8 protein-coding genes and 1 pseudogene are annotated in these 10,787 nt (G+C 74.4%); 8 read left to right on the plus strand and 1 reads right to left on the minus strand.

The genetic code is table 11. From position 1 onward, the window contains the following. The 4 genes and pseudogenes from DQW06_RS23170 to DQW06_RS23185 form a co-directional block, all read left to right on the plus strand. Positions 1–387, plus strand: a pseudogene (locus DQW06_RS23170) (hypothetical protein); the annotation flags it as partial. A 238-nt stretch (positions 388–625) separates the two neighbouring features. After that, the gene (locus DQW06_RS23175) at positions 626–913 is read left to right on the plus strand and encodes a WhiB family transcriptional regulator (RefSeq protein ID WP_013154770.1); all 288 of its coding nucleotides are present in this window, start codon (positions 626–628) and stop codon (positions 911–913) included. A gap of 418 nt (positions 914–1,331) precedes the next feature. After that, a complete protein-coding gene (locus DQW06_RS23180; protein ID WP_117199305.1) occupies positions 1,332–4,745 on the plus strand; it encodes a glycosyltransferase family 2 protein in 3,414 nt (1,137 codons plus the stop codon). A gap of 246 nt (positions 4,746–4,991) precedes the next feature. Next, the gene (locus DQW06_RS23185) at positions 4,992–6,635 is read left to right on the plus strand and encodes a DUF5719 family protein (RefSeq protein WP_117199308.1); all 1,644 of its coding nucleotides are present in this window, start codon (positions 4,992–4,994) and stop codon (positions 6,633–6,635) included. A gap of 59 nt (positions 6,636–6,694) precedes the next feature. Here DQW06_RS23185 and DQW06_RS23190 read toward each other — a convergent pair whose 3' ends face one another. Next, complete coding sequence (locus tag DQW06_RS23190; protein ID WP_013154767.1) at positions 6,695–7,090, minus strand: metallopeptidase family protein; 396 nt, start codon at positions 7,088–7,090, stop codon at positions 6,695–6,697. 271 nt (positions 7,091–7,361) lie between these two features. On the opposite strand from DQW06_RS23190, the gene DQW06_RS23195 reads away from it, so the two are divergent. The 4 genes from DQW06_RS23195 to DQW06_RS23210 all read left to right on the plus strand — a co-directional run. Then, entirely contained in the window at positions 7,362–7,763 is a 402-nt protein-coding gene (locus DQW06_RS23195; RefSeq protein ID WP_026338144.1) for a DUF3499 domain-containing protein, read from the plus strand. 151 nt (positions 7,764–7,914) lie between these two features. Next, entirely contained in the window at positions 7,915–9,276 is a 1,362-nt protein-coding gene (locus tag DQW06_RS23200; RefSeq protein ID WP_117199306.1) for a phosphomannomutase/phosphoglucomutase, read from the plus strand. 49 nt (positions 9,277–9,325) lie between these two features. Next, positions 9,326–9,502, plus strand: coding sequence for a Trm112 family protein (locus tag DQW06_RS23205; protein ID WP_013154764.1), 177 nt, complete (start codon positions 9,326–9,328; stop codon positions 9,500–9,502). Positions 9,503–9,643: 141 nt separating this feature from the next. Next, positions 9,644–10,787 (plus strand): protein kinase (locus DQW06_RS23210; protein WP_117199307.1); only part of this gene is annotated, 1,144 nt, incomplete at its 3' end.

Below are 10,787 nucleotides of genomic sequence, written 5' to 3' on the forward strand. Positions count from 1 at the left end.
TCCTACGGCCAGCAGTACGGCACCGACGCCCCGGGCCAGCAGGCCGCCTACGGCCAGCCGGGCGAGTACGCCTACGACCCGTCCCAGTACGCCCCGCAGAGCACCGAGCAGCAGCCCGCCTCCGGCGAGCAGGCCGCCCAGGACGCGATCCAGTACGGCTGGTACCAGGGCGCTGACCAGGGGCAGCAGGCGCAGGACACCCCCGCCGACAGCAATCTTGATCCTTTCTTTAACTCCGGTGAGAACAACGGCAACCAGACGCCCGGCCAGGGCGGCGGATCGTACGGAGGGCAGTACGGAGCGGGCACCGGATACGGCTCTGACCAGCAGGGACAGGGCGGAACCGGTGACCAGCAGGGGTGGTACGGCGGCGAGGACAAGCGCTGACCCGGCTCCGTCGGCCCGCGCTCCCCACCGCCTCGGAAGGTCGTGAATTGCGTGGTAATCCGCAGAACGGACATCACCGGGCTGCCGTTGGCGGTTCGTTACATGATATTCAGTGGATTACCACGCAGGGCGCTTGACTCTCAGCAAGCGACCCACGTGTAATTTCAAGGTGGGATTCCACCCGGCCCGGGGGACGAAAAGGGCCGGGGACATCTATGGGGGGCAACAGGAGGTGCGCATGAGCGAGGTCATCCCGCTGGCGCACGGCTCGGATGAGGATCTGGGCTGGCAGGAGCGTGCCCTGTGCGCGCAGACCGACCCGGAGGCGTTCTTCCCCGAGAAGGGCGGCTCGACGCGGGAAGCCAAGAAGGTCTGCCAGTCGTGCGAGGTACGCGCGGAGTGCCTGGAATACGCGCTGGAGCACGATGAGCGCTTCGGCATCTGGGGGGGACTCTCCGAACGCGAGCGCCGCAGGCTGAAGAAAGCCGCCGGGGGAGATTTCGATTTCCTGGCGGAGATGCTGTAGGGCCGCGTGTGAGACGCGCGTCCGGGCCGCGAGCCCGGGCGCGCGTTTTTCATGTTCGGCCCCTTCCCCGGCGCACGGCGATTGTGTCCGCGGCCCGGCCGGGGGCTGTAATGCCCGGATATGCCGGTCCCTATTCGGATGTGTGTTCGAATGGAGCCTTCCCGTCGCGGTGTGAATGCTCCGATATGGTCGGCCGCAGCGGCGTGTGACGAATAGGCCCGTAATGGTGGCGGGTGGCGTAGGGTGATGTCCCGCGCGGGCCCTGTCCGGCCCCACGAGGTCACGAGGGCCGCGGTCGGCCGTGACGTCCCGCGCGCGGACCGCGTCCGGAGCGCGGTCGCGCCCGTCGGCCCCGCCCGGCCGGACCCGCGGACCCGATCGGGGCCGCGCCCCCTCCCGGAGAGAACCCACCACAGCCGTGCCTGACCAGGATTTCGCCCGACACGTCGTCACCGCGGTCATCGTCTCCCACGACGGCTCCCGCTGGCTGCCCGAGACGATGCAGGCGCTGCGCGGCCAGTCCTGGCCCGTGCAGCGGGCCGTCGCCGCCGACACCGGCAGCACCGACGACAGCGCCGAGGTCCTGGCCCGGTTCCTGCCCGCCGACGCCGTCGTGGAGCTGCCCGCCGACACCGGGTACGGCGACGCCGTCCGCGCCGCCCTGGAACTGCCGCGCTCCACCAGCGCCGTACGCGGCTTCGATGAGGACGCCACCGAGTGGATCTGGCTCATCCACGACGACCTCACCCCGGACCGGGACGCCCTCGCCCACCTGCTGGACGCCGCCGACCAGGACCCCCGCGCCGCCGTCCTGGGCCCCAAGCTGCGCGATTGGTTCGACCGCCGCCTCCTGGTGGAGGCGGGCGTGACCATCGACGGCGCGGGCCGCCGCGAGACCGGCCTGGAGCAGCGCGAGTTCGACCACGGCCAGCACGACGGCACACGCCAGGTCCTGGCGGTCTCCAGCGCGGGCATGCTCGTGCGCCGCGACGTGTGGGACCGCCTCGGCGGCTTCGACCCCTCCCTGCCGCTGTTCCGCGACGACATCGACTTCTGCTGGCGGGTGGGCGGCGCCGGACTGCGCGCCGTCCTCGTCACCGACGCGGTCGCCTACCACGCCGAGGCCTCCGCCCGGCGCCGCCGGCCCATCTCCGCCACCCGCAACCACCCGCGCCGGGTGGACCGCCGCCACGCCGTCTTCGTGCTGCTGGCCAACCTGCCCCTGGGCGGCATGGTGGCCGCGCTGCTGCGCAACTCCGTGGCCTCGCTGCTGCGGGTGGTGGGGTACCTGCTCATCAAGCAGCCCGCCAACGCCCTGGACGAGGCCGCCGCGATCACCCTGGTCTACCTGCGGCCGCTCCGGCTGATGCGCGCCCGCTTCCGGCGCCGCCGCGACCGCCGCCGCACCTACAGCGCCATCCGGCCCTTCCTCGCGCGCGGCGTGGCCATGCGCCAGGTCCACGACGTGCTCACCGGGATCCTGTCCGGGGAGCCCGTGCGCAACACCCCCGGCCGTCACCAGGCCGTCACCGCGCCGCCCGCCGCCGAGGACGAGGACGAGATCCCCACGGACACCGCCGGCTTCGTGCGCAGCGTGCTCCTGCGGCCCGGGGTGCTGCTGGTCCTGGCCCTGGCCGCGGTGGCCCTCGTCGCCGAGCGCTCCCTGCTCCTGGGCGACCTCCTGGCGGGCGGCGCCCTGCCCCCGGTCGCGGGCGGCGCGGGCGACCTGTGGAACCTGTACCTGTCCGGAAGCCCCGACAGCGGGCTCGGCGCGGCCGACCCCGTCCCGCCCTACGTCGGACTGCTCGCCCTGCTGTCCACGCTCACCCTGGGCAAGCCCTGGCTGGCCGTCACGATCGTCCTGCTGGGCTGCGTGCCCCTGTCCGGGCTGACCGCCTACCTGCTCGCCCGCGAGGTGCTGGGCTTTCGCCCCGCACGCCTGTGGACGGCCGCGGCCTACGCGCTGCTGCCGGCGGCCACCGGCGCGGTCGCCCAGGGCCGCCTGGGCACCGCCCTGGTCCACGTCCTGCTGCCGGTGCTGGGACTGCTGCTGGTGCGGCTGGTGTCGATGCCGCCCAAGCCCTCGCGCCGAGCGGCCTGGGGAGTGGGCCTGGTCCTGACGGTCGCCACCGCGTTCGTGCCGATGGTGTGGCTCCTGTCGCTGGTCACCGGCGTGCTGGTGGCCGTCGCCTTCGGCCACCTCGGCCGCCGGATCTACGTCAGCGTCGCGCTGGGCCTGGCCGTCCCGCTCGTGCTGCTGATGCCGTGGACGCTCGAACTGCTCCTGCACCCCAGCCTGTGGCTGCTGGAGGCGGGACTGCACCGCCCCGAGCTGTCGGCGCCGGGCCCGACCCCGCAGGAACTGCTCATGCTCTCGCCGGGCGGCCCCGGGACACCGCCGTTCTGGGTCACGGCCGGGTTCGCCGTGGCCGCGCTGTGCTCCCTGCTGCTGCTCCGCAACCGGATGCTGGCCGCGGCGGGGTGGTCGCTCGCCCTGTTCGGGATCCTCGTGGCCGTCCTGACCAGCCGGGTGGTCGTCGAGCCCTACTACGGCGGCCCCCCGGCGCCGGTCTGGCCCGGGGTCGCCCTGACCTTCGCCGCCACGGCGGTGCTGCTGTCGGCGGCGACCGCCGCGCGCTCCTTCGGCGACATGGTGCGCCTGGGCGGGCCCAGGCGGGTCTTCGCGCTCGCCGTGGGACTGCTCGCCCTGGCGACCCCCGTCTGCGCCGCGGGCGTGTGGATGTGGGAGGGCGTGCGGGGGCCGGTCACCGCGCACGCCGAACCCGTCGTCCCCGGCGCGCTGACCGGGGCCGGGACCGTCGAGGGCGGCGGGTCCGACGGGGCGGGGACCCGGCCGCGCACCCTCGTGGTCACCGCCGACGGTGAGGGCGGCGTGGACTACCTGGTCGTGCGCGGACGCGAACCCCGTCTGGGCGAGGAGCACCTCGTGCCCGAGAGCGGGATCCGCGGGGCGATGGACCGGGCCGTGGCCGAACTCACCGTCGGCCAGGGCGGCGACCAGATGTACACCCTGGCCGACTTCGGCATCCAGTACGTGCTCTACCCGCGCCCGCGGATCAGCGGGCCCGCCGACGTCACCATGGTCGACACCCTGGACGGCACACCGGGGCTGGAGCGGCAGTCGCTGTCGCGCCACTACGCGCTCTGGCGGCTGGCCGCCCCCACCGGCGCGCTGCGGGTGGTCTCCGAGGACGGCGTCGAAGCCGAGGTCCTCGCGGTGCGCGGGGACGCGGACGAGGTGAGCGCCCCGGTCCCCGAGGGCGGCACCGGGCGGCGGCTCGCCCTGGCCGAGGCCGCAGACAGCGGCTGGCGCGCCAGCCTGGACGGCGTCGAACTGGACCCCGTCCCCACCCAGAACGGAACCCAGGCCTGGGCGCTGCCCGTGGAGGGCGGCGACCTGCGCGTCTGGCACACCGACTACGTCCACGCGGCCTGGCTGCTCACGCAGGGGGTCCTGCTCACGGTGGTCGCGGTCCTCGCCGCGCCGGGTGTGCGGACCGAGGAGGAGGCGCGGCTGATCGAGGCCACGCCCACACCCCGCCCGCGGCGGCCGGAGCGGCTGCGGCGCTCGGGGAGTTCCCGGGCGTCCTCGCGCCGGGGCTCACGCGCCAGGCCCGGCCGGTCGCGGCCCGGCGGTGAGGACCCCGGCGTGCGCGCGGACGGGGACGCCGGGGCGGACGCGCCGGAGGACGGCGTCCCGCCCGGTTCCGCGTCCGAGGAGGACACCGGCACGCTGCCCGCCGTGCGGGGCGGGGGCCGCCGCCGGGGCACCCGCGGCGTGCGCAGGGGGGAGCGGCGCCGTGGCCGGTGACCGCGGGAGGAGAGCGCGCCGGGGGAGCCCGGAGGGCGGTGTGCGGACGGCGGCCCCGCGGCCGGGGGCGACGGGGGTGCGCCCGGGGCCGTCGCCGGTCCCGGGAACGGCGTACCCGGCAACGGCGGCCCCGGGAACGGTGTGCCGGGCGGGGGCGCCGCGCCGGGGATCAGCAGACGAGGACACCGGGACGGCCGGGCCGACCAGGCCCGCCAGGCGTCCGGCACCGAGCGGGAGGACCAGACCGTGCGACTGATCGTGGAGAACAGGTTCGCGCTGTTCGGGCTGGTCTCGCTGGCTTTGGCCGCGCTGTTCGGCGTCGCGTTCGCGACCGGGCCGATCACCGCGGAGCTGGGCGTCACCGCCCCCGGGACCGTGCGGCCCGACCACGCGGTGCGGGTGTGCCCCGCCCCGCACGAGTCGGGGGACAGCTCCGTGGCCGCGTTCGCTCCGAGGGTGAGCCGCGACGACGAGGGCGAGCTGTGGGCCGAGTCGGTTCCCGAGGCCCCCGAGGAGGACGCCGAGGACACCGGGGACGACGAGACCGGTGGGGACGGCGGGAACGAGGAGGACTCCGGGAACGGTGAGGCCGGTGGGGGCGGCGGCGCGGACGGTGCCCGGGGCGGCACCGTCGGCGAGGAGCTGACCGAGCCCGGCCGCGTGTGGAACACCGACACCGCCGGGACCGAAGCCCCCACCGCCGTGCGCGCCGAGGGCTCCCTGGCCTCCGGACTCGACACCGCCCAGACCACCCTCTCCGACGGCTCGGCCACCGAGGTCCGCTGCCTCGAACCCTCCGTCGGAACCTGGTTCGCCCTCCCCGGAGGCGACGGCATCGAGGGCATGCGACTCGACGCGCTCACCGTGCACCTGGCCAACCCCGAGGACTCCCGGGCCACGGTCAGCGTGGACGTCTACACCGAGGGCGGCCCCTCCTCCTCCGAGGAGAGCAGGGGCATCGCCCTGCCCGCGGGGACGGCGACCGAGCTGGACCTGACCGGACTGGTCGGCGGAACCAGCGCCGTCGGAGTCCACGTGCGCACGAGCACGGGACGGGTCGCGGCCTCCCTGCTCGCCGAGCACTCCTCCGGCACCGCCGACTGGGTCCCGCCCACGGCCGCGCCCGCCCGGGAGCACGTGATCCCCGGCGTTCCCGGCGGCGACGGCCGTCGCCGCCTGCACGTGGCCGCGCCGGGCGACGAGCCCGTCCAGGTGCGCGTGCACACCGTCACCCCGGCCCCGGAGACCGGGACGGACGAGACGCGGGAGGAGGACGGGGAGGCGCAGGGCGCCACCGCCGACGACCCGCTGACCTTCAGCGTGCCCCCGGCCGCCTCCGCCTGGCTCAGCCTGGAGACCGTCCTGGCCGGGGAGCCCGGCGCGGTCGTGGTGCGGGCGGACGCGCCCGTGGTCGCCGGTGTCGCCGCCGAGGCGGTGACCGGGGAGGGGGACGACGTCGAGGTGGTCGAGGCGGCCCACACCTCCGCGGTGCCGCCGCTCGGCTTCCCGCTGGACACCACCGCGGTCCTGCCCGACGTCCCCGAGGGCGCCGACACCGAGCTGCTCCTGACCGCCGTCGGGGGCGACGCCACCCTCATGGCCACCCCCATCGGCGCCGACGCCACCCAGGGCGACGCCGTGCGCGTGCGGGTCGCCGCCGGGACCACCACCGTGTTCGGCGGGGACGACGGCTGGCAGGCGCCTCCGGGCACCGCGCCCGAGGACGGCTACGCGGTCCGCCTGGAGGTCCTGGACGGTTCCGAGCCCGTCCACGTCGCCCGCGTGCTGCGCGGCGGCGGGGACGGGCTGGGTGTGCTGCCGGTGACGCCCGCGCCGGTGCGGATCGAACTCCCGGTGGTACGCGACAGCATGGTGGGGGCGGTCCCCTAGCCGAGCTGGCCGGGGGCCGACGCGTCCGGGCGGCCCCGACGGGTCCCGGGCCGGCCCGGTCAGCCCTCGGGGTCCACCGACTCCGGTTCCACGCCGAGCAGGTTGGCGACCTCCTCGACGACCGTCTCGTGGACGAGGAGGGCCATCTCCTCCGGGTCCTTCGTACGGATCTCCACCGGACGCCGGTACACCACGATTCTGGCCCGGCCGGAGGGATCGGTCTCCAGGCGGGAGAAGGGGATCGCCTCGGTCAGGGGGCCGCGGGGCTCGACAGGGGGGACGTCCTCCACGAGGAAGTCGACATTGGCCAGCTCCCGCGCCCACAGGCGTTCGAGGCGTTCGACGGCGTCCAGGACAAGGTCGTCGAAGGCCTGCGCCCGGCTACGGAAAACCGGCAGGTCAGAGGGCACGAGAGGACCGCGGATGCCTCGGCCGCGGCGGTCCCGGCGCCGCACTCGGTCTGGTTGGCCACTGGAAAGGCGCACTCGTCGCACACTTCGAGACTAAGCCATCGCGGGCCCCGCGCGTAGTCCCTCCCGAGGCGAAAGCGCTCACTCGCCCGAGGAACGGGCCGCCGGACGGTGACGGGGGGCGGGTCGGAGGGGGTGCGCCGACCCCCTGGAGAGCGTCGGAGGGCGGCGCGCGGAGCCCGCGGACGAGCGCGAACGGGCCAGCTCATGGAACGATGCTGGCGTGTCCCTCAGTAAAGGCATACAGTCGAACGCTGTGAGCCCTGTTCGACGCTGCTCCCGTACCGCCTGCAGACAGCCTGCCGTCTTCACGCTCACGTACGTCTACGCGGACTCGACGGCCGTCCTCGGCCCGCTCGCCGCCTACGTGGAACCGCACTGCTACGACCTCTGCGCCGTGCACGCCGACCGGCTGACGGCACCGCGCGGCTGGGAGGTCGTCCGACTCCCGGTCGAGACGACGGGCGGCGGCCCGGGCAGCGACGACCTGGAGGCCCTCGCCGACGCCGTACGTGAGGCGGCCCGCCCGCCTGCCCGCAAGGACCCCTCCGACGAGATCGGCGAGGGGACCGGGACGCTGCGCCGGGGGCACCTGCGCGTGGTCAGATCCGATCCGGGGCGCGGCGAACAGCAGCCCCCCCGGCACTCCGGCGGGTAGACGACGCCGCCCCCGCCGCGGCGGGGAGCCGGCCCGGGCCCGAACCGGCGGTGGTGCGGGGGTTCACGGGGACGCCTTGCTAGTTTTGTACCGCGCGCGGCCCGGCCGCGCGGGACCGAACCCAAGCAGGACCGACCTGGCCGGAGAAGACGTGGCTGACCTCGCAAGCATCTTCAAGGCATACGACGTGCGGGGCGTGATCCCCGACACCTTCAACGCCGACATCGCGCGGGCGATCGGAGCGGCCTTCGCCCGTGTGGTCGGCGGGGAGGCCGTGGTGGTCTCCCACGACATGCGCCCCTCCTCGCCCGAGCTGGCCACCGCCTTCGCCGAGGGCGTCACCGGCCAGGGCCTGGACGTGGTCTTCGCCGGGCTCGGCTCCACCGACCTGCTCTACTACGGTTCGGGCCACCTGGACCTGCCCGGCGCCATGTTCACCGCCAGCCACAACCCCGCCGAGTACAACGGCATCAAGATGTGCCGGGCCGGGGCCGCGCCCATCAGCGGCGAGACGGGCCTGGACGAGATCCGCCGCCTGGCCGAGGAGATCCTGGAGGGGGGAGCGCCCGCCCACGACGGCCCCGCGGGAACGGTCACGCACCGCGACCTGCTGGCGGGGTACGCGGACTACCTGCGCGAACTGGTCGACCTCTCGGGCATCCGCCCGCTCAGGGTCGCGGTGGACGCGGGCAACGGCATGGGCGGCCACACGGTCCCCGCCGTCCTGGAGGGCCTGCCGCTGGAGGTCGTCCCCCTCTACTTCGAGCTGGACGGCACCTTCCCCAACCACCCGGCCAACCCCCTGGACCCCGACAACCTGGTGGACCTCCAGGCGAAGGTCCGCGAGACCGGCGCCGACATCGGCCTGGCCTTCGACGGGGACGCCGACCGCTGCTTCGTCGTGGACGAGAACGGCGACGCCGTTCCGCCCTCGGCCGTCACCGCCCTGGTGGCCGCCCAGGAGCTGGAGCGCGAGCCGGGCGCCACGATCATCCACAACCTCATCACCTCCAAGGCCGTGCCCGAGATCGTCCGCGAGAACGGCGGCAAGCCCGTCCGCACCCGGGTCGGGCACTCCTTCATCAAGGCCACCATGGCCGAGACGGGCGCGATCTTCGGCGGGGAGCACTCCGCCCACTACTACTTCCGCGACTTCTGGCGCGCCGACACCGGTATGCTCGCCGCGATGCACGTCCTGCGGGTGCTGGGCAACGACGACCGCCCCCTCTCCCGGATCGCCGAGGCCTACTCGCGCTACGCCGGGTCCGGGGAGGTCAACTCCAAGGTCGCCGACGCCCCCGGGCGGATGGCCGCGGTACGCGAGGCCTTCGCCGGGCGGGACGGCGTCACCGTCGACGAACTCGACGGCCTGACCGTCTCCCTCCCCGACGGGTCGTGGTTCAACGTGCGCGCCTCCAACACCGAACCGCTGCTGCGGCTCAACGTCGAGGCCCCCGACGAGGCGTCCATGGCCGGTCTGCGCGACGAGGTCCTGGCCATCGTCCGCGCCTGACCAGGCATCATGGGGGCAGAGGGACACCCCACTGCAGAGGAACGAGGACATGAGCACGAAGATCGACGGCTGGCTGCTGGAGATCCTGGCCTGCCCGCAGAGCCAGGCCCCGCTGCGCCACGACCCCGAGACCGACGAGCTGGTCTGCGACGAGAGCGGCCTGGCCTACCCCATCCGGGACGGCATCCCGGTCCTGCTGGTCGACGAGGCGCGAAAAATCGGGTGAGACCGGGAACGCCCCGGGCGTTCCAGCAGTCATAACGGTTGCGCCGGGGTAACGGGGCACGACGGGACGCACCACCGCGTTCCCCACAACCCGTACCCTGGTGCTGCGCGCCCCCTCACCCCTATCTCCCGGAGGACACCGATGCCCGGTCCCGAACCGCTACTGCCGAGCGACCCCTCCTCGTTCGGCGAGTACAGCGTGACAGGGCGGCTGGGCAAGGGCGGCCAGGGGATCGTCTACCTCGCCGAGGACTCCGGCGGCGAGCAGTACGCGGTCAAGGTCCTCAACGACCAGTGGTCGCGCGACAGCGACCTGCGCAAGCGGTTCGAGAAGGAGGTCCGGGCGGCGCAGAAGGTCGCCTCCTTCTGCACCGCCGCGATCATCGACGCCCGGCTCGACGGCGACCCGCCCTACGTGGTCAGCGAGTTCGTGCCGGGCAAGGACCTCCAGGAGACCATCGCCAAGGGCGCCACCCAGAAGGGCTCCACCCTCCAGCGGCTCGCCATCACCACCGCCACCGCCCTGGTCGCCATCCACAAGGCGGGCATCGTCCACCGCGACTTCAAGCCCGGCAACGTGCTGATCGGCCCGGACGGCCCCCGCGTCATCGACTTCGGCATCGCCCGGATCGACGACGGCACCGCCACCATGACCAACTCGATCGTCGGTACGCCCTCCTACATGGCGCCGGAGCAGATCGAGGGCCGCGACATCACCGACAAGTGCGACATCTTCGCCTGGGGCTGCGTCATCGCCTTCGCCTCCACCGGGAGGGCGCCGTTCGGCTCCGACACCGTCCCGGCGGTCGTCCACCGCGTGGTCAGCGCGCCCCCGGACCTGAGCGGCATGGACGAGGCCCTGCGCCCCATCGTCGAGTCCTGCCTGGACAAGAACCCGGACAACCGGCCCAACGCCCAGACGCTCCTCATGCGCCTGCTGGGCCACGAGGGCCCCGAGGCCTCCGGCCCCTCCACCGACGACGCCGTCAAGCAGGGCGAGCAGATCGCCCAGACCGGCCTGTTCACCGGCGCCCAGATGCCCTACCGGCCGCACACCGGGCCGCAGCAGCCGCACACGGGCCCCCAGCAGCCGCACAGCGGCCCGCAGGCGGGCGCCGCGGGGTACGCGCAGCCCGGCGCCGCCAACCCCCGTCCGGGCATGCCGGGGCACCCCATGGGCTCCGACCCCCGCCACGGCTTCGTCCACCCCGGCACCTCCAACCCCAGGCCCGGAATCCCCGGCCACCCGGGCACGTCCAACCCGCGCCCGGGCGCCCCCGCCTACC

It is taken from the genome of Nocardiopsis sp. TNDT3 (assembly GCF_003427465.1).
GTDB lineage: Bacteria > Actinomycetota > Actinomycetes > Streptosporangiales > Streptosporangiaceae > Nocardiopsis > Nocardiopsis dassonvillei.